The sequence below is a fragment of the Burkholderia sp. BE12 genome (assembly GCF_002959955.1).
Taxonomy (GTDB): domain Bacteria; phylum Pseudomonadota; class Gammaproteobacteria; order Burkholderiales; family Burkholderiaceae; genus Burkholderia.
The window spans coordinates 199,702-216,920 of record NZ_PREY01000009.1 but is presented as its reverse complement, the minus strand read 5'-3'; the positions used below and the strand labels follow the sequence as shown (position 1 = coordinate 216,920).

The following is a 17,219-nucleotide window of genomic DNA, read 5'->3' as shown; positions in this document are numbered from 1 at the left end:
TTCAAATCTGGAGAAAGTCGTGAATTCTGGTCATATGCAGCCCCCTGGCGGCGACGCGCCGGCAGGCTGCCCGTTCTCGGGCGCACGCGCCGCCCAGCCGGCGCAAGCCGCGCACGAAGCGTCGCACGTGCCGGGCGAAGCCGCTGAAGGCGGCTGGCACGACGCGCAGCTCGATTTCTCGAAGTCGATGAGCTACGGCGACTACCTGTCGCTGAATTCGATCCTCGATGCGCAGCATCCGCTGTCGCCCGATCACAACGAGATGCTGTTCATCATCCAGCATCAGACGAGCGAGCTGTGGATGAAACTCGCGCTGTTCGAGCTGCGCGGCGCGCTCGACGCGGTGCGCACCGACGCGCTACCGCCCGCGTTCAAGATGCTCGCGCGCGTGTCGCGCATCCTCGAGCAACTGGTGCAGGCGTGGAACGTGCTGTCGACGATGACGCCGTCCGAATATTCGGCGATGCGGCCGTATCTCGGCCAGTCGTCGGGCTTCCAGTCGTACCAGTATCGCCAGCTCGAATTCCTGCTCGGCAACAAGAACGCGCAGATGCTGCAGCCGCATGCGCACCGGCCCGACATCCTCGAACAGGTGCGCGCGACGCTCGAGGCGCCGTCGTTCTACGACGAGGTCGTGCGCCTGCTCGCACGGCGCGGGTTCGCGATCGCGCCCGGGCGGCTCGATCGCGACTGGACGCAGCCGACGCGTCACGACGAAACGGTCGAAGCCGCGTGGCTCGAGGTCTATCGTCATCCGCAGCAGCACTGGGAGCTGTACGAGATGGCCGAGGAACTGGTCGATCTCGAGGATGCGTTTCGCCAGTGGCGCTTCCGTCACGTGACCACGGTGGAACGCATCATCGGCTTCAAGCAGGGCACCGGCGGCACCAGCGGCGCGCCGTATCTGCGCAAGATGCTCGACGTCGTGCTGTTCCCCGAACTCTGGCACGTGCGCACCACGCTGTAACGCCCGTCACGCGGCCGCAGTCACGACGGCGTGCGAGCGAGTTCCTCCCCTTCGCGCGGCGGCGCATGCGCGCGCGACAGCCGCGGAATGTGCCGCCGCACCGCGAGCAGCGCGACGCATACCACGCCCATCGCGACGGCCAGCATCGTCAGGTACGCACCCGCGCCGCCCGCCGTGATCACGATCGCGCCCGCGAACGCGCTGAGGATCGCGCCGAGCCGGCCGAACGCGAGCGCACTCGCGGTGCCGGTCGCGCGCACGGCCGTGGGGTAGATGTACGCACACAGCGCATACATCGTCGACTGCACTGCATTGACGAACAGCCCGTGCAGGCCGAGCCCGACGATCAGCCAGCCCGTATGGCGGCTCGCATCGACGCCCATCAGCCACACCGCGCTCGCCGCGCCGCCGATGCTGCACAGCGCGAGCGGCCAGCGCGACCCCGCATGCGCGATCGCCCATGCGCACAGCAGCGCGCCGATCACGCCGCCGAGGTTGTACGCGGTGAGTCCCGAGCCCGCGACCGACACGCTCAATCCGCTCGCCGCGAGCATCGTCGGCAGCCAGCTGAACGCCGCGTACACGGCGAGCAGGCACATGAAGAACGCGCACCACAGCGCGATCGTGTCGCGCGCGTGGCCGCTCGCGAACAGCGTGCCGAAGCCGCCGCGGCCGCCGGGCGCGCGGGCGTCCTTCGTATCGGTGAACACGGTACCCGGCGCGACCGGCCGCTGCATCCGCGCGAGCAGCGCGCCGAGTTCCGGCCAGCGTGCGGGGCGCCGCGCGAGATAGCGCGGCGATTCGGGCAGTGCGCGCACGAGCACGAAGCCGAGCACGAGCGGCAACGCACCGCCCGCGAAGAACAGCCCGCGCCAGCCGTAGCGCGGCAGCACCTCGTGCGCGAACAGGCCGGCCAGCATCCCGCCGAGCGGCACGCAGACGATCGTCGCGGTCACCATCATCGTGCGGCGGCGCGCGGGCGTGTATTCGGCGGTCATCGTCGTGGCCGTCGGCAGCGCGCCGCCGATCCCGAGCCCCGCGCAGAAGCGCAGCATCGCGATCGTCGCGACGTCGGGTGCGAAGCCGATCGCGCAGGTCGCGATGCCGAACAGGAACACGCTGCCGATCACGGCCTGGCGGCGCCCGAAGCGGTCCGCGACGATCCCCGCGCACGCGCTGCCGATACCCATCCCGACCAGCCCCGCCGCGACGGCCGGCGCGAACGCGCCGCGCGTGATGCCCCACTCGCGGATCAGCACGGGAATCGCGAATCCGATCAGCTGCCCGTCGAAGCCGTCGAGCACGATCGCGAGCGCGGCGAGCAGCACGACGACGCGCTGCATCGGCGTGAACGGGCCGTCGTCGAGCGTCGTGCCGATGTCGACCGACGGCGGGAGCCGTCCATCCAGTGCGTCGCGCGTGCTCATGCGACCTCCCGGGCGCCGCACGCGGGCGTCGACGTGCGCGAACGGCGCGCGGCAAGACGAGGGTATTCGATGGCTTTCATGGCGTCTCCTGTTGTCCGGGCTGGCGCACACGCGTGCCCGGATCTCGTGGTGCGCAGTCGGCCGGCGCCCATGCATCGGCGCCGGCGTCCTGTCCGACCCTTCACGATCCGACGCCATCGCCTCGCGTGCGCGGCATCCGTATCGTCACGCGGCGCCAGCCGGCCGCCGGCCTGTTGCTCAGTGCGTCCGTGCGTCGATCAGCCGGACGAGCGCGAGCAGCGTCTCGGCATGCGGCGCCGCGACACCCGCTTCGCGCGCGGCCGCGACGACCTTGCCGTTGATCGCGTCGATCTCGGTGCGGCGGCCCGCGAGCACGTCCTGCAGCATCGACGGGCGATGGCCGCGATGTTCGCGGATCGCATGCTCGACGTTGCGCGCGATGCGTTCGCCGTCGACCGCGATGCCCTTCGCGCGCGCGACGGCGGCGGTCTCGGCCGCGATCGCCAGCGCGAGCCGCGGACCGTCGTGATGATGGCCGAGCTGGTCGACGGTGCAGCCCGTCGCCGCGCACAGCGTGTTGAGCGCCGCATTGAACGCGACCTTCTCCCAGATCGCGGCCCATACGTCGGCATCGAGCGTGCACGCGAGCCCCGCGCGCGACAGCGCGTCGGCCACGGCCGTCGCGAACGGGCGCGCCGCGCCGTCGGCCGTCATCATGCGGATCGTGCCGGCGCCGTGCGAGCGCACGTGCGCGGGTCCGGCCGCATCGGCCGGCCACGTCGTCACGCCGACCAGGATGCGCTCGAGCGGCACGAACGCATTCAGCGTCTCGACGTTGCCGAGCCCGTTCTGCAGCGTCAGCACGAACGTGCCCGGCGTCAGCAGCGCGCGCACGCCGTCGAGCGCCGCCCGCGTGTGCAGCGATTTCGTGAAAACGATCAGCAGGTCGAACGGTGTGTCGGGCGCGGCGGCCGCATGCGCATTCGCGGCTTCCGGCCGCACGGCCTGCAGCGTGCGAATGCGCCGTTCGCCGCGATCGTCGTCGATGCGCAGCCCGTCGCGACGGATTGCATCGAGATGCGTATCGTTCACGTCGATCAGCGTGACGGCTTCGCCGCTTTCGGCGAGCCGCCCGCCGAACAGCGAGCCCATCGCGCCCGCTCCCAGAATCGCGATTCTCATCGTCGGCGGCCTCGTCAGAACGGATAGTGGCGCGGCGCCGTCTGCACGGTGATCCAGCGCAGGTCGGTGAACGCGGCGATGCCGGCGTGGCCGCCGAAGTGGCCGAAGCCGCTGTCCTTCACGCCGCCGAACGGCATCTGCGCCTCGTCGTGCACGGTCGGGCCGTTCACGTGACAGATGCCCGATTCGATACGCGCGGCGACACGCAGCGCCCGCGCGACGTCGCGGCTGAACACGGCCGACGCCAGCCCGAACGCGTTGTCGTTCGCGCAGCGGATCGCGGCCTCCTCGCCGTCGACGCGCACGATGCCCTTCACCGGGCCGAACGATTCTTCCGCGTAGAGGCGCATCGCCGGCGTCACGTGGTCGAGCAGCGTGGCGGGAAACAGCGTGCTGTCGGCCTTGCCGCCGCACAGCAGCGTCGCGCCGTGCGCGAGCGCATCGTCGATCAGCGCGTTGCAGCGCTCGACGGCCTTCGCGTCGATCAGCGAACCGAGCACGACGGGCCCGTTGCGCGGGTCGCCCAGCGGCAGCGATGCGGCCTTGTCGACGAGCTTCGCGACGAACGCGTCGGCGATCGACGCATCGACGACGATGCGCTCGGTCGACATGCAGATCTGCCCGGAATTCGCGAATGCGCCGAATGCGGCCGCGGCGACCGCCGCGTCGAGATCGGCGTCGTCGAGCACGACGAACGGCGCCTTGCCGCCGAGTTCCAGCACCGACGGCTTCAGGTGACGCGCGCACGCTTCGGCGACGATCCGCCCGACCCGCGTCGAGCCGGTGAAATTCACGCGGCGCACGGCCGGATGCGCGATCAATGCATCGACGACGGCGCCCGCATCGTCGGGCGCGTTCGTCACGAAGTTGACGACGCCCGGCGGCAGCCCGGCCTCCTGCAGCGCCTCCACGACGAGCCCGTGCGTGACGGGGCACAGTTCCGATCCTTTCAGCACGATCGTGTTGCCGCATGCGAGCGGCAGCGCGAGCGCGCGCGTCGCGAGGATCACCGGCGCATTCCACGGCGCGATGCCAAGCACGACGCCGGCCGGCTGCCGCACGCCCATCGCGAGCGAGCCGGGCACGTCGGACGGGATCAGCTCGCCGCCGACCTGCGTGGTCAGCGACGCGGCCTCGACGAGCCCGCTCGCCGCAAGCCGCACGTTGAAGCCGGCCCACAGCGCGGATGCACCCGTTTCGGCCGCCATCGCGGCGACGAACTGCTCGTGTTTCGCTTCGAGCGCGGCGGCCGCCTTCAGCAGCAAGGCGCGTCGCGCGCCGGGGCCGAGCGCGGCCCATTCGGGAAACGCACGGGCGGCCGCATCGGCCGCCGCGCGCGCATCGTCGACGGTGCCCGCGGGCGCGACCGACGCGATTTCGCCGTCGAGCGGGTTGCGGCGCACGAAGGTCGCGCCGCCGGACGAGTGGCGGCGTTCGCCGCCGATCAGCATCGCTACGGTTTGCATGGAATCTCCGGAAAGACGCGCGCGGCGCGTCAGGCAATCTCGACTTCGACGACGACCGGCGTCGCGGCCCGCAGCGCGTCGGTCAGCGTGTCGCGCAGGCGGCCGGCATCGGCGACGCGCACGCCGCGGCAACCCATCCCTTGCGCGAGCGCGACGAAATCCAGGTCGGGCAGATCGGTGCCCTGCACCGGGTCGCCGGGGCCGAAGCCGAACACGGGCGCGAAATCCTGCAGCGCCGCGTAACGCCGGTTGTTCAGGATCACGAACGTGATCGGCAGTTTCAGCTGCGCGGCGCTCCACAGCGCCTGGATCGAATACAGGCTCGAGCCGTCGCCGATCAGCCCGATCACACGCCGGCCGGGCCGCGCGAGCGCGACGCCGACGGCGGCCGGCATCCCGTAGCCCAGGCCGCCGCTGTCCATCGTGTAGAACGTGCCGCTGCGCGTGAACGGCAGATGCTCCTGCATCACCGACCGCGCGCTCGGCGCCTCCTCGACGACGATGTCGTGCGCGTCGCGCACGTCGGCGAGCGTCTGCAGCGCGAACGCGACCGACATGCGCTCGCCGGCGGCGGGCGGGTCGACACGTACGTGCGGCGGGCGCGGCGCGGGCATCGGCCGCTCGGGCGGCGCGGGCCGCGCCAGCAGGTCGCGCGCGGCGAGCCGCAGATTGCCGACGACCGCATCGCCCAACGGCGTCCAGGCGGCAATGCCCGGATCGTCGACGAGCTGCAAGAGCGTCGCACCCGGCGGCACGTGCGGGCCGAAGCCTTCGATGTGATAGGTGAACGCGGGCGCGCCGAACGCGAATACGAGATCGTGCCCGTCGAGCCGCTCGACGATCTTCTCGCGGATCGCGGGCAGGAAGCCGGCGAACAGCGGATGGTCCTCGGGGAAGCTGCAGCGCCCCGACATCGGCGCGACGTACACGCGCGCACGGTGCCGCTCGGCCAGACGCACGGCCTCGTCCCACGCGCCCGCGCGATCGACGGCCGCGCCGACCACGAATGCGGGGCGCCGCGCGGCGTCGAGCGCGTCGCCGAGCCGCGCGAGCGCGTCGGGATCGGGCCGCACGATGCTGCTGACGTCGCGCCGCGGCAGCCGCTCGGCCGGCTGGTCCCAGTCGTCGACCGGAATCGACACGAACACGGGGCCGCGGGGCTCCTGCATCGCGATGCGGTACGCACGCGCGATCGCGGCCGGCACGTCCTGCGCGCGAGCGGGCTCGATGCTCCATTTCACGTAAGGCTTCGGCAGCTCGGCGGCCTGCGTCGCGCCGAGGAACGGATCGAACGGCAGAATCGCGCGCGCCTGCTGGCCCGCGGTGACGATCAGCGGCGTGCGGTTCTTGAACGCGGTAAAGAGATTGCCCATCGCGTTGCCGACGCCCGCCGCCGAATGCAGATTGACGACCGCCGCATTGCCGGTGGCCTGCGCATGGCCGTCGGCCATTCCGACCACGACGGCTTCGTGCAGGCCGAGCACGTAGCGGAAATCGTCGGGGAAGTCGCGGAACATCGGCAGCTCGGTCGAGCCGGGATTGCCGAACACGCGGTCGATGCCGAACTGGCGGAGCAAGTCGATGACCGCATCGCGAACGGTGATCGATGCGGCGGAAGGGGGCGGGTGACCGGACATGCTCGGCGCTCCTCGATGGCTTGGCGGTTTCCACAGTATCGAAGCGCAAGCCATTCACCGATACTGTATTTTCTGCAAAAAGCCATTACGCTCCGGCATGACTTTCGATCTCCGACAACTGCGCGCGTTCACGACGATCGTCGCGTGCGGCAGCCTCGGCCGCGCGGCCGACGCGCTGCACGTCACGCAGCCGGCGCTGAGCCGGATCCTGAAGCGGCTCGAGGAGCAGGTCGGCGCGCCGTTGTTCGAGCGCCATTCGAAGGGGGTGCAGCTCACCGCATTCGGCGAAGCGCTGCTGCCGCACGCGACGCTGCTGCAGCACGAGGCCGAGCATGCGCGCGAGGAGCTCGACGCGATGCGCGGGTTCGCGAAGGGCACGATCAAGGTCGGCACGGTGGGCAGCATCGCGAGCCTCGTGCTGCCGGTCGCGGTCGGCCGCGTGCTCGACCGCTGGCCGAACCTGCGCGTCGAGATCCTCGAAGGCGTGTGGGACCGGCTCGCGGAAGGGCTGAACAAACACGAGATCGACCTCGCGCTGTCCGCGCACGGGCCCGATACCGACGAGATCGTCGCGATCCCCGAATGCCGCTGGGAAGATCGCAGCCATATCGTTGCGGCGCCGCACCATCCGCTGCGCGCGCTCGGCCGTGCGCCGACGCTCGCCGATACGCTGCACGCACGCTGGGCGCTTCCGCCGCGCGGCACCGCGCCGTTCGACCACATGCGCGCGACCTTCGACGCGCACGGGCTCGCGCTGCCCGACATCGCGGTCGAGACGCGCTCGGTCACGACGCTGAAGAGCCTAGTCGCGCACGCGGGCTTCCTGAGCTGGATGGCCGAGCCAATGGTTGGCGCCGAGCAGCGCGCCGGCACGATCGACACGCTGCCCGTGCGCGAAGTGGTCGCGGTGCGCACGCTCACCGCCTTCCGGCGCCGCCACGGGATCCTGCCGGGGCCGGCCGGCAAGCTGCTCGACGAACTCGTCGCACTCACGCGCGAAGGGCGCTGACGCTTTTCCGCCCGCTCCGTCGCGCCTGCCCTGCCCGCGCACCGCCGCAGCGCACCATCGAAATGCCATTTCCCCGCCTTGACTTTCGCTCGCCCGAATACGATCATTCGCTCACACAAAGAGCAAATGATCGTATTCGGCAGGATAGACAGGCAGGAAAAGGAGACACCGGATGAGTGAATCGCCCTCCGCCCGCACGCCCGTGCTGCTGCACATCGGCGCGGGCTCGTTTCACCGCGCGCATCAGGCGTGGTATCTGCATCGCGTGAACGCGGCCGTGCCGGCCGACGAACGCTGGTCGCTGACCGTCGGCAACATCCGCGACGACATGCGCGCGACGATGGACGCGCTCGCCGCGCAACATGGCGCGTACACACTCGAAACCGTCACGCCGCAAGGCGAGCGCGCCTACGAGACGGTCCGTTCGATCACGCGCGTGCTGCCGTGGTCGATCGATCTCGCCGCGCTGATCGACGCCGGCGCCGATCCGGCCTGCCGGATCGTGTCGTTCACCGTCACCGAAGGCGGCTACTACCTCGACGAACACAACCGGCTCGACCTGGCGAACGCCGATCTCGCAGCCGACCTGCAGGGCGCGCGCACGACCCTGTACGGTGCGCTCGCGGCGCTGCTCGCCGAACGCGTGAAGCGCGGCGCGGGCCCGCTCACGCTGCAAAGCTGCGACAACCTGCGCAACAACGGCGCACGCTTTCGCGCGGGGATGCGCGAATTCCTCGAACGGCGCGGCGAAACGGATCTCATCGCGTGGTTCGATGCGAACGTCGCGACGCCCAGCGCGATGGTCGACCGCATCACGCCGCGCCCGACCGACGACGTGCGCGAGCGCGTGCGCGCGGCCACCGGCATCGACGACGCATGCCCGGTGATGGGCGAAGCGTTCATCCAGTGGGTGATCGAGGACCGCTTCGCGGCCGGCCGGCCGCGCTGGGAACTGGCCGGCGCGGAACTCGTCGACGACGTCCATCCGTACGAGGAAGCGAAGATCCGCATCCTCAACGCGACGCACAGCTGCATTGCATGGGCCGGCACGCTGGCGGGGCTTACGTATATCCACGAAGGCACGCACGACGCCGCGATCCGCCGCTTCGCGCACGACTATGTGACGCAGGACGTGATCCCGTGCCTGACGCCGAGCCCGCTCGATCTCGCGCGCTACCGCGACGTCGTGCTCGAGCGCTTCGGCAACCAGTACGTGCTCGACACGAACCAGCGCGTCGCGGCCGACGGCTTCTCGAAGATCCCCGGCTTCATCGCGCCGACGCTCGTCGAATCGTTCGCGCGCGGCGCCGCGCCGGTCGCCACCGCCGTGCTGCCCGCGCTGTTCCTGCGCTTTCTCCAACGCTGGGCGCGCGGCACGCTGCCGTATGCGTACCAGGACGGCGTGATGGACGAAAGCGCCGCGCGTGCGATCGTCGAAGCCGACGACCCGGTCGTCGCGCTGTGCGCGAGCCGCCCGCTGTGGGGGTCGCTGGCCGGCAACGCGGCGCTGTTCGAGGCGTTGCGCGGCGGGCTTTGGCGCGTCGACGGATGGCTCGCGCAGCGCTGACGCGCGGCGGCCGCCACGCACGAGCGTGCATCCGGGCGAACCAGCCTTGGCAGGTGCCCGGCCGCGCGACTAAAGTAGCGACTCCTCTCTGACGGAACGGATCGCTCATGTATCTCGGCATCGACCTCGGCACCTCGGAAGTGAAGGTGCTGCTGCTCGCCCCGGACGGCGCGGTCGTCGGCACCGCCGGCTCGCCGTTCACGGTGTCGCGGCCGCATCCGCGCTGGGCCGAACAGCATCCGGACGACTGGTGGCAAGGCACGCTCGCCGCGCTCGCGGCACTGCGCGAACGGCACTCCCAGGCGTTCGCGCAGGTGCGCGGCATCGGCCTGTCGGGTCAGATGCACGGCGCGGTGCTGCTCGGCCGCGACGATCGCGTGCTGCGCCCCGCGATCCTGTGGAACGACATGCGCAGCGCCGACGAATGCGCGCTGCTCACCGAACGCGCGCCCGATCTCCACGCGCTGGCCGGCAACCTCGCGATGCCCGGCTTCACCGCGCCGAAACTGCTGTGGGTCGCGAAGCACGAGCCCGACGTGTTCGCGGCGACCGCGTGCGTGCTGATGCCGAAGGACTACCTGCGATTCCGGCTGACCGGCGCGAAGGTGTCGGACCCGTCGGACGCCGCCGGCACGCTATGGCTCGACGTTGCACGCCGCGACTGGTCCGACGCACTGCTCGCCGCGTGCGGGATGACGCGCGAGCAGATGCCGCGCATCGTCGAGGGCAACGCGCCGTCCGGCACGCTGCGCGCGGACATCGCACGCGAGCTCGGGCTGTCGGAGGCCGTCGTGGTCGCGGGCGGCGGCGGCGACAACGCGACGAGCGCACTCGGCATCGGTGCGATCCATGCGGGCGACGGCTTCGTGTCGCTCGGCACGTCCGGGGTGCTGAGCGTAGTCGGCGACCGCTTCATGCCGAATCCCGCATCGGCCGTGCATGCGTTCTGCCATGCGATTCCCGATCGCTGGCAACTGATGAGCGTCGTGCTGTCGGCCGCGAGCTGCCTGCGCTGGGTCTGCAAGCTGACCGGCACCGACGAGCCCGCGCTGCTCGCCGAAGTCGCGGCGCTCGACGCCGACGCGCTCGCGGCAGCGCCGCTGTTCCTGCCCTACCTGTCGGGCGAGCGCACGCCGCACAACGATCCGTACGCGCAGGGCGCGTTCTTCGGGATGACGCACGCGACCGAGCGCGCACACCTCGGCTATGCGGTGCTCGAAGGCGTGACGCTCGGCCTCGCCGACGGCCTCGACGCGCTGCATGCGGCCGGCGTCGAAACCGACCAGTTGTCGCTGATCGGCGGCGGCGCGCGCAGCGCGTTCTGGGCGCAACTGATCGCGGACGCGCTGAACGTGCGCACGCGCCAGATCGGCGGCGGCGAAACGGGCGCGGCGCTCGGCGCGGCGCGGCTCGGCTGGCTCGCCGTCGGCGGCGATCCGCATGCGGTGCTGACCAAGCCGCCGGTGCGCGCCGAATACGCACCGGACGCCGCCCGCCATGCGCGGCTGCGCGAACGCCTCGATGCGTTCCGCGCGCTGTACCGTCACGTGCGGCCGTTGTACGAACCGTCGCGCGCACGGCTCGCGTAGGCGCCGCGCTCGCGCGCGCGGCGGCCGGACGTGCGCGCGACTGCGGTACAGTGGATGCCGTCATGCGGCCCGCCGGCCGGTCCGCGGGGCGGCCCCCAGATCCGAACCGAATCGTTATCGTGTCCAAGTCCTCAGAAAAACTCGATCTCGCCACGCGCGCCGCGTGGCTCTATTACGTCGCGGGCGACACGCAGAACGAAATCGCCGAAAAGCTGCAGGTGTCGCGCCCCGTCGCGCAGCGCCTCGTCGCGTTCGCGGTCGAGAAGAATCTGATCCGTGTGCGCGTCGACCATCAGCTGGCCGACTGTCTCGATCTCGGCGCGCAACTGTCGAAACGCTACGGCCTCGCGATGTGCGAAGTCGTGCCCGTCGACGCCGACGCGCCCGACGCGATCGACCGCAAGCTCGCGGTCGCCGGCGCGCAGGTGATGGAGCGCTACCTGAACGAAACGCGGCCGATGGTGATCGCGGTCAGCAGCGGCCGCACGCTGAAGGCCGCGGTCGCGCAGATCGCGCAGATCGAGCGCCCGCAGCATCGGCTCGTGTCGATGGTCGGCGCGATCGCGGCCGACGGCTCGTCGAACCGCTACGACGTCGCGCAGTACATCTCCGAGAAAACCGGCAGCAAGCATTTCCTGCTGCCCGCGCCGCTGTTCGCCGACAGCGACGCCGAGCGCGCGCAGTGGTGCAATCACCGGCTGTACCGGATCGTCGAGGCGCTGTCAGGCGAGGCCGACGTCGCGTTCGTCGGGATCGGCAACATCGGCCTGCACTGCCCGCTCTACGAAGACGGCTTCATCACCGAACAGGAGCGCGACGAGATGACCGCGCTCGGCGCGGTGGCCGAACTGCTCGGCGTGCCGATCGACGCGCAGGGCACGCAGATCACCGTGTCGACGAGCGCGCGCGTGACGAGCGTCGCGCTCGCCACGCCGCCGAAGCTGCCGACGATCGCGTTCGCGGGCGGCCCGAAGAAACACGACGCGGTGATTGCCGCGCTGCGCGGCGGCTGGCTGTCGGGGCTCGTCACCGACGAAACCTGCGCGCGCGCCGCGCTCGGCGCATGAGTACGGCCTGAGAAGGCGTGCAGCGGGCGACCTTCTCTCCCCTTGGCCGGCGCCGGCGAACGTCCGCGCAATCGGCCTGCACGTGCCCGTCACCGCTTCGGGAAAACGCTCTGCGCAGGCGGCAATCGACCGCCGCCCGCCCCTACCCCGTCACGCAGCCTTCGCGTGCACGCTCAATCGGCGGAACGCCTGCCCGTGCTCGTCGAACAGGTGGCAATGTTCGGCCTGCGCATGCACGCGCAGCACGTCGCCGGTGCGGTACGTGTCGAGCGGCGGAATCCGCGCGATCAGCCCGTCCGGCGCGATGGCCGACTCCGCATACAGATACGCGGCGTCGCCGAGCGACTCGACGGCCATCGTCCGCGCGGCGACGCCGTCCGCCGCTGCATCGACCAGCAGGTGCTCGGGCCGCACGCCGACGGTCACCGCGGCGCCGCGTTGCAGCCCTGCGGCTTCGACCGCGACGCGCTGCGTCTCGCCGCTGTCGAACCGCACGAGCACGCCGCCCGCATCGGCCGATTCGACCGTGCCCTTCAGGAAGTTCATCTTCGGCGAGCCGATGAAGCCCGCGACGAACTGGTTCGCCGGCGCGTGATACAGCGCGTTCGGCGTGCCGACCTGCTGCACCGCGCCGCCCGACAGCACGACGATCTTGTCGGCGAGCGTCATCGCCTCGACCTGGTCGTGCGTCACGTAGATCATCGTCGTCTTCAGCTCGTCGTGCAGCCGCGCGAATTCCAGCCGCATCTTCACGCGCAGCGCGGCGTCGAGGTTCGACAGCGGTTCGTCGAACAGGAACACCTTCGGCTTGCGCGTGATCGCGCGGCCGATCGCGACGCGCTGCCGCTGGCCGCCGGACAGCTGTTTCGGCTTGCGGTCGAGCAGGTGATCGATGTGCAGGATCCTGGCGGCCTGCTTCACGGCCTGGTCGATCTCGGGCTTCTTCGCGCCCGCGAGCTTGAGGCCGAACGCCATGTTGTCGTACAGCGTCATGTGCGGGTACAGCGCATACGACTGGAACACCATCGCGATGCCGCGCTTCGCGCTCGGCACGTCGTTGACCTTCGCGCCGTCGATCAGCAGGTCGCCGTTCGAAATGTCTTCCAGGCCGGCGATCATCCGCATCAGCGTGGATTTGCCGCAGCCGCTCGGCCCGACGAATACGACGAATTCGCCGTCGGCGATGTCGAGGTTCACGTTGCGCAGCACTTCGGTGTCGTCGTAGCGCTTCGCGATGTTGCGCAGGAGCACGCTTGCCATGATCTGTCTCCGTTCGTTCGTGATGCGCCGCCTGATCGGCGGCGCTTGATCGTTGCTAGTTCGGCAGCACCGCGCCCGTCGCCTGCCAGCGCGCGACGTAGCCGGGCAGCTCGTGCATGTCGTCGAATACGTGACGCGCGCCGATGCCGCGCAACGCGTCGATCTGCGCGGCCGACGCGTGCCCGCCGCCGACGAAGCCGAGCACGGTCATGCCGGCCGCGGCCGCGGCGGTGATGCCGGTCACGCTGTCCTCGACGACGAGGCAGTTCGCGGGCGCCGCGCCGAGCGTGCGCGCGGCCGCCAGATACACGTCCGGCGCCGGCTTCGGCCGTGCGACCGAATCCGCGCAGAACAACCGGTCGCCGAAAAAGCGCGCGAGACCGGTGCGCGCGAGCGCCGATTCGACGTACGCGCGATAGCTGTTGCTCGCGCAGGCGGTCGTCAGCTCGATCGCTGCAAGCGCCGCGTCGATGCCGTCGACCATCGGCGCGTTGACGGCCGCCGCCTCGACCGCGCGGCGGATCGCGTCGACGTCGTCGGCCGACAGCGTGCGCCCCACCGCTTCGCTCGCGCCCGCCAGCACGCGCTCGATGCGCAGCCCGAGCAGCGGCATCACGGCCGGCCGCGCATCGACGCCCGGCCAGCGCGCATCGAGTTCGCGCACGATCACGTCGGCGGCCACGGCCTCGCTGTCGATCAGCACGCCGTCGCAGTCGCAGATCAGCACGTTCGTCCCTGCGCTTGGCCCCCTCATTTGACCGCCCCGAACGTGAGCCCCCGCACGAGCTGCTTCTGCGACAGCCAGCCGACGATCAGGATCGGCGCGACCGCGAGCAGCGAAGCCGCGGACAGCTTCGCCCAGAACAACCCTTCGGGACTCGAGTACGACGCGATGAACACGGTCAGCGGCGCGGCGTTCGAGCTCGACAGGTTGATGCTCCAGAACGCCTCGTTCCACGACAGGATCACGAGCAGCAGCGCGGTGGACGCGAGCCCCGGCAGCGCCATCGGCATCAGCAGGTAGACGATCTCCTGCCACGTCGACGCGCCGTCGATGCGCCCGGCTTCGAGGATGTCCTTCGGGATCTCGTTGAAGTACGTGAAGGTCATCCACACCGCGATCGGCAGGTTGATCAGCGTGTAGACGATCACGAGCCCCGACACCGTGTCGAGCAGCCCGGCGTTCTTCCACAGCAGGTAGATCGGCACCAGCACGCCGACCGACGGCATCATCTTCGTCGACAGCATCCACAGCAGCACCTTCTGCGTGCGGTGGTTCGGGAAGAACGCCATCGCGTACGCGGCCGGCACCGCGAACAGCAGCGAGATCACCGTGACGCCGGCCGAGATCAGCACCGAATTCCATGCGAACGCGAAGTAGTTGCTGCGCGCGAACACCTCGCGGAAGCTGTCGAGCGTCGGCATGAAGAACAGCGTCGACGCGTACGCCTGCTGCTCGGTCTTGAACGCGGTGATCGCCATCCAGAAGATCGGGAAGAACAGCAGCAGCGCGATCAGCCACGCGAGCGTGCCGGGCAGCGCGCGCCGCACGAGGTCGAATACGGCCGGCGTGCGCCGGCCTGCGAAGGTCAGGTCGCTCATTTTTCGTATTCCCCCTTCAGGTTGCGCGCGAGCATCCGCACGAGGAAGAACGACACGACGTTCGCGACCACGACGGCGATGATGCCGCCCGCGGATGCGAGGCCGACGTCGAACTGCTGCAGGCCGAGCGCGTAGATCAGGTAAGACAGGTTGGTCGTCGCGTCGCCCGGGCCGCCGCCGGTCGTCGTGTAGATTTCCGCGAAGATCGACAGCAGGAAGATCGTCTCCATCATCACGACCACGGCGATCGCGCGCTTCAGGTGCGGCAGCGTGATGTAGAAGAACATCGCGATCGGGCCGGCGCCATCGATGCGCGCGGCTTCCTTCTGCTCCTGGTCGAGCGACTGGATCGCGGTGAACAGGATCAGGAACGCGAACGGCAGCCACTGCCACGCGACGATGATGATCACGGCGGTCAGCGGGTAATCGGCGAACCAGTCGATCGGCGTCATCCCGAGCGCGCGCATCGCGTTCGCGACGAGCCCGTACACCGGATGCAGGATCATGTTCTTCCAGATCAGCGCGGAGACGGTCGGCATCACGAAGAACGGCGCGATCGCGAGCAGGCGCGCGACGCCCTGCCCGTAGAACTTGCGGTCGAACAGCACGGCCATCAGCACGCCGCCGACCACGGTGATCGCGAGCACCGCGCCGATCAGCACGAGCGTGTGCCAGATCGCGGGCAGGAACGACGGATCGGTCGCGAGGAAACGGTAGTTGTCGAGCCCGGCGAAGCCCTTCACGTCCGGGTTCAGCAGGTTGTAGCGCGAGAACGAATACCAGATCGTCATCGCGAGCGGAATCGACATCCACAGCAGCAGCACCGCGACGGACGGCGACACGAGCCAGCTCGCGCCGCCGCGCGCACGGCGCGGCGCGCCGGGCGGCAACGACGCGTCGCCGACCGACGGCGCGTGACTCAGGGGAAGACGCAGGTGACGCATGATCGGAGTCCCTCCGGTTGATGCGCGGGCGCGAACGGCCTGCCCGCCTGTCGGCTTCGCCGGCCCGCGCCGTGCGCAACGGCGCACGATGCGAGCCGTGCGACGGCTTGCGCGTTACTTCTTGTAGCCGGCCTGCCGCACCGCGCGGTCGGCGGCGGCCTGCCCGGCGGCGAGCGCCTGGTCGACCGACATCTGGCCCGCGACCGCACCCGCGATCGACTGGCCGACCACCGTGCCGAACGACTGGAATTCAGGAATCCCGACGTACTGCACGCCCGTGTACGGCACCTTCTTCAGCGACGGATCGTTCGGGTCGGCCGTCTCGATCGCCTTCAGCACGAAGTCCGAGAACGGCGCGGCGGCCTTGTACTCGGGGCGCTGATACGTCGACGTGCGCGTGCCCGGCGGCACCGACGCCCAGCCCTCGTCCTTGCCGACCATCTCGATGTACTGCTTCGACGTCGCCCACGCGATGAACTTGCGCGCGGCATCCTGCTGCTTCGACGTCTTCGGCACGGCCAGCGCCCACGCCCACAGCCAGTGCGAGCCCTTCGGCGTGGCGGCGACCGGCGCGGCCGCGAAGCCGATCTTGTCGGCCACCTGCGACTGCTGCTTGTTGTAGAGCATCCCGGCCGCGACCGTCGCGTCGATCCACATCGCGCACTTGCCGGACGCGGTCAGCGTCAGGTTCTCGTTGAAGCCGTTCGAGCTCGCTCCCGGCGGGCCGTTCTTCTTCAGCAGGTTCACGTAGAAATTGATCGCCTTCTTCCATTCGGGCGACGTCAGCTGCGCGTTCCAGTTCTCGTCGAACCAGCGCCCGCCGAACGTGTTCACGACCGTCGACACGTACGCCATGTTCTCGCCCCAGCCGGCCTTGCCGCGCAGGCAGATCCCGTAGGTGCCCTTCGACTTGTCGGTGAGCTTGTCCGCGAATTCGGCGATCTGGTCGTAGGTCGGCTGGTCGGGCATCTTCAGCCCCTTCGCCGCGAACAGATCCTTGCGGTAGAACGTCATCGAGCTTTCCACGTAGAACGGCAGCGCGTAGAGCTGGCCGTTGTACGACAGGCTGTCGCGCGCGGTCTTCACGATGTCGTTGAGATCGTAGTCGGCCGGCAGGCCCGTGATCGGCGCGAGCCAGCCGCGCTTGCCCCACTGCGGCGTTTCATAGGTGCCGATCGCCATCACGTCGAACTGGCCGCTGCCGGTCGTGATGTCGGTCGTCGCGCGCTGGCGCAGCACGTTCTCCTCGAGGATCACCCAGTTCAGCTTGATGTCGGGGTTCGCCTTCTCGAACGCCGGCGACAGCTTCTTCAACTCGATCATGTCGGGGTTGTTCAGCGTCGCGATCGTCAGCGTGCCGGCGGACGCCGCGCACGCGGCCGTCGCGAGCGCGGCTCCGGCGAAGCAGCGTGCGGCGGCGTCGAGCATCTTTCGTTGCATGGCATGTCTCCTGTGATTGTTCGAAGTATCGTCGGTTGGTC

General features: G+C 70.0%; 14 protein-coding genes. 5 read left to right on the top strand and 9 right to left on the bottom strand.

Annotation, left to right across the window (positions count from 1 at the left end; genetic code table 11):
- Positions 1 to 34: 34 nt before the first annotated feature.
- Positions 35 to 967: a tryptophan 2,3-dioxygenase gene (gene kynA / locus C4B30_RS12680; protein ID WP_027785262.1), complete on the top strand. Its 933-nt coding sequence runs from the start codon at positions 35 to 37 to the stop codon at positions 965 to 967.
- A 20-nt stretch (positions 968 to 987) separates the two neighbouring features.
- Here the strand turns inward: kynA and C4B30_RS12675 are convergent, their stop codons facing one another.
- The 4 genes from C4B30_RS12675 to mdlC form a co-directional block, all read right to left on the bottom strand.
- Entirely contained in the window at positions 988 to 2,394 is a 1,407-nt protein-coding gene (locus C4B30_RS12675) for an MFS transporter (RefSeq protein ID WP_027785263.1), read from the bottom strand.
- Between the two features lie 258 nt (positions 2,395 to 2,652).
- Positions 2,653 to 3,597, bottom strand: a complete 945-nt coding sequence (locus C4B30_RS12670; protein WP_027785264.1) for a ketopantoate reductase family protein — start codon at positions 3,595 to 3,597, stop codon at positions 2,653 to 2,655.
- Between the two features lie 14 nt (positions 3,598 to 3,611).
- The gene (locus tag C4B30_RS12665; protein WP_027785265.1) at positions 3,612 to 5,063 is read right to left on the bottom strand and encodes an aldehyde dehydrogenase family protein; all 1,452 of its coding nucleotides are present in this window, start codon (positions 5,061 to 5,063) and stop codon (positions 3,612 to 3,614) included.
- A gap of 29 nt (positions 5,064 to 5,092) precedes the next feature.
- Positions 5,093 to 6,700: a benzoylformate decarboxylase gene (gene mdlC / locus C4B30_RS12660; protein WP_027785266.1), complete on the bottom strand. Its 1,608-nt coding sequence runs from the start codon at positions 6,698 to 6,700 to the stop codon at positions 5,093 to 5,095.
- A 97-nt stretch (positions 6,701 to 6,797) separates the two neighbouring features.
- Between mdlC and C4B30_RS12655 the strand changes: the two genes are divergently transcribed.
- The 4 genes from C4B30_RS12655 to C4B30_RS12640 all read left to right on the top strand — a co-directional run bounded on the left by C4B30_RS12655 (position 6,798) and on the right by C4B30_RS12640 (position 11,932).
- Entirely contained in the window at positions 6,798 to 7,709 is a 912-nt protein-coding gene (locus C4B30_RS12655; RefSeq protein ID WP_027785267.1) for a LysR family transcriptional regulator, read from the top strand.
- Between the two features lie 172 nt (positions 7,710 to 7,881).
- Entirely contained in the window at positions 7,882 to 9,276 is a 1,395-nt protein-coding gene (gene dalD, locus C4B30_RS12650) for a D-arabinitol 4-dehydrogenase (RefSeq protein WP_027785268.1), read from the top strand.
- A 107-nt stretch (positions 9,277 to 9,383) separates the two neighbouring features.
- Positions 9,384 to 10,865 carry a xylulokinase gene (gene xylB, locus C4B30_RS12645; protein ID WP_027785269.1) on the top strand — a complete coding sequence of 494 codons (1,482 nt, stop codon included), beginning with the start codon at positions 9,384 to 9,386 and terminating at the stop codon, positions 10,863 to 10,865.
- Between the two features lie 62 nt (positions 10,866 to 10,927).
- Positions 10,928 to 11,932, top strand: coding sequence for a sugar-binding transcriptional regulator (locus C4B30_RS12640; RefSeq protein WP_027785270.1), 1,005 nt, complete (start codon positions 10,928 to 10,930; stop codon positions 11,930 to 11,932).
- Positions 11,933 to 12,082: 150 nt separating this feature from the next.
- Here C4B30_RS12640 and C4B30_RS12635 read toward each other — a convergent pair whose 3' ends face one another.
- From C4B30_RS12635 to C4B30_RS12615, 5 genes are all read right to left on the bottom strand, one after another.
- Positions 12,083 to 13,192 (bottom strand): ABC transporter ATP-binding protein, encoded by a 1,110-nt coding sequence (locus tag C4B30_RS12635; protein WP_027785271.1) that lies wholly within the window; start codon positions 13,190 to 13,192, stop codon positions 12,083 to 12,085.
- A gap of 55 nt (positions 13,193 to 13,247) precedes the next feature.
- Positions 13,248 to 13,946, bottom strand: a complete 699-nt coding sequence (locus tag C4B30_RS12630; protein ID WP_027785272.1) for an HAD family hydrolase — start codon at positions 13,944 to 13,946, stop codon at positions 13,248 to 13,250.
- A complete protein-coding gene (locus C4B30_RS12625) occupies positions 13,943 to 14,794 on the bottom strand; it encodes a carbohydrate ABC transporter permease (RefSeq protein ID WP_027785273.1) in 852 nt (283 codons plus the stop codon). The genes C4B30_RS12630 and C4B30_RS12625 overlap by 4 nt, the downstream gene beginning before the upstream one ends.
- Complete coding sequence (locus C4B30_RS12620; RefSeq protein WP_027785274.1) at positions 14,791 to 15,738, bottom strand: carbohydrate ABC transporter permease; 948 nt, start codon at positions 15,736 to 15,738, stop codon at positions 14,791 to 14,793. The genes C4B30_RS12625 and C4B30_RS12620 overlap by 4 nt, the downstream gene beginning before the upstream one ends.
- A gap of 114 nt (positions 15,739 to 15,852) precedes the next feature.
- Positions 15,853 to 17,178, bottom strand: coding sequence for an ABC transporter substrate-binding protein (locus C4B30_RS12615; protein ID WP_027785275.1), 1,326 nt, complete (start codon positions 17,176 to 17,178; stop codon positions 15,853 to 15,855).
- Positions 17,179 to 17,219 lie beyond the last annotated feature (41 nt).

Bases quoted from the DNA above. Each gene is read 5' to 3' on its own strand.
- C4B30_RS12630 (WP_027785272.1), bottom strand. From the start codon at position 13,946: ATGAGGGGGCCAAGCGCAGGGACGAACGTGCTGATCTGCGACTGCGAC.
- C4B30_RS12625 (WP_027785273.1), bottom strand. From the start codon at position 14,794: ATGAGCGACCTGACCTTCGCAGGCCGGCGCACGCCGGCCGTATTCGAC.
- C4B30_RS12615 (WP_027785275.1), bottom strand. From the start codon at position 17,178: ATGCAACGAAAGATGCTCGACGCCGCCGCACGCTGCTTCGCCGGAGCC.
- xylB (WP_027785269.1), top strand. From the start codon at position 9,384: ATGTATCTCGGCATCGACCTCGGCACCTCGGAAGTGAAGGTGCTGCTG.
- C4B30_RS12655 (WP_027785267.1), top strand. From the start codon at position 6,798: ATGACTTTCGATCTCCGACAACTGCGCGCGTTCACGACGATCGTCGCG.
- C4B30_RS12665 (WP_027785265.1), bottom strand. From the start codon at position 5,063: ATGCAAACCGTAGCGATGCTGATCGGCGGCGAACGCCGCCACTCGTCC.
- dalD (WP_027785268.1), top strand. From the start codon at position 7,882: ATGAGTGAATCGCCCTCCGCCCGCACGCCCGTGCTGCTGCACATCGGC.
- kynA (WP_027785262.1), top strand. From the start codon at position 35: ATGCAGCCCCCTGGCGGCGACGCGCCGGCAGGCTGCCCGTTCTCGGGC.
- C4B30_RS12675 (WP_027785263.1), bottom strand. From the start codon at position 2,394: ATGAGCACGCGCGACGCACTGGATGGACGGCTCCCGCCGTCGGTCGAC.
- C4B30_RS12640 (WP_027785270.1), top strand. From the start codon at position 10,928: ATGCGGCCCGCCGGCCGGTCCGCGGGGCGGCCCCCAGATCCGAACCGA.
- C4B30_RS12670 (WP_027785264.1), bottom strand. From the start codon at position 3,597: ATGAGAATCGCGATTCTGGGAGCGGGCGCGATGGGCTCGCTGTTCGGC.
- C4B30_RS12620 (WP_027785274.1), bottom strand. From the start codon at position 15,738: ATGCGTCACCTGCGTCTTCCCCTGAGTCACGCGCCGTCGGTCGGCGAC.
- mdlC (WP_027785266.1), bottom strand. From the start codon at position 6,700: ATGTCCGGTCACCCGCCCCCTTCCGCCGCATCGATCACCGTTCGCGAT.
- C4B30_RS12635 (WP_027785271.1), bottom strand. From the start codon at position 13,192: ATGGCAAGCGTGCTCCTGCGCAACATCGCGAAGCGCTACGACGACACC.